Raw genomic sequence first — 724 nt, 5'->3', positions numbered from 1 at the left:
CCAAGTGCGAGCCGATGAAGCCCGCGCCCCCGGTGATGAGAATGTTTTTCGCTTTCAAGAGGGCGAGCCTCCGAATTTTCCGCCCAAGAAGCAAGCCTGCCTTGCGGCAGGACGGGAGAGGTAGCGCAGATGGGAATCGCTCGATGCCACGTCCGGTGGCATCAGGTGGAAACTGTTAGTGGCCTGACTCTGGCCGTTTGGAGGATTGGTTATCGATTATCGAAATTCCTCGTTCCCGAGCATCAGAGGGGCAGTCGTCTTGCGAGAGAGTGTGGCAGTCTATGGTGAGCTCTCCTTGTTCGAAGAATAGGACAAATCCAAGGTGGAACCCATCGATCTCACCATAAATACCTAGAGGGTGGACAATGATTCGCTCGCTTGGAATTTTTTCGTGCGCGACCGTTTCGAAATATCCGCTTCCGGTATATTTGTATTCAACCTGAGTCGCTCGATCGATGTCATGCAGAAACGGTTCGAGCTTCGCGATGTCGTCAGCTGTGTGGCCTGATTCTTGTGAATCGGGACGCTTGAGCATCGTTTTAATCAGTTCCTTTTCGAACTGTTTGAGCGCTTCCATTTTCTGGGTAAAATTTCGGAGCATTGGCGGTCCCGACCTCCATGCCCTAGCTGTCCACCAGTTGCTCGGCCAAGTGCGAGCCGATGAAGCCCGCGCCCCCGGTGATGAGAATGTTTTTCGCTTTCAAGAGGGCGAGCCTCCGAATTT

At 53.3% G+C, this 724-nt stretch carries 2 protein-coding genes; both read right to left on the bottom strand.

The features are described 5' to 3' along the window. Window positions 1–175 precede the first annotated feature (175 nt). The gene (locus tag JIN78_RS16865; protein WP_200393166.1) at window positions 176–577 is read right to left on the bottom strand and encodes a hypothetical protein; all 402 of its coding nucleotides are present in this window, start codon (window positions 575–577) and stop codon (window positions 176–178) included. 46 nt (window positions 578–623) lie between these two features. Then, complete coding sequence (locus JIN78_RS17885; RefSeq protein ID WP_345778154.1) at window positions 624–704, bottom strand: NAD-dependent epimerase/dehydratase family protein; 81 nt, start codon at window positions 702–704, stop codon at window positions 624–626. Window positions 705–724 lie beyond the last annotated feature (20 nt).

Source organism: Roseibacillus ishigakijimensis, assembly GCF_016595415.1.
Classification (GTDB): Bacteria; Verrucomicrobiota; Verrucomicrobiia; order Verrucomicrobiales; family Akkermansiaceae; genus Roseibacillus; species Roseibacillus ishigakijimensis.
The sequence above is the reverse complement of the archived record's forward strand: the minus strand, read 5'-3'. Positions and strand labels throughout refer to the sequence as shown.

Excerpts from the sequence above, each read along its gene's own strand:
- JIN78_RS16865 (WP_200393166.1), bottom strand. The coding sequence starts at position 577 with ATGGAAGCGCTCAAACAGTTCGAAAAGGAACTGATTAAAACGATGCTC.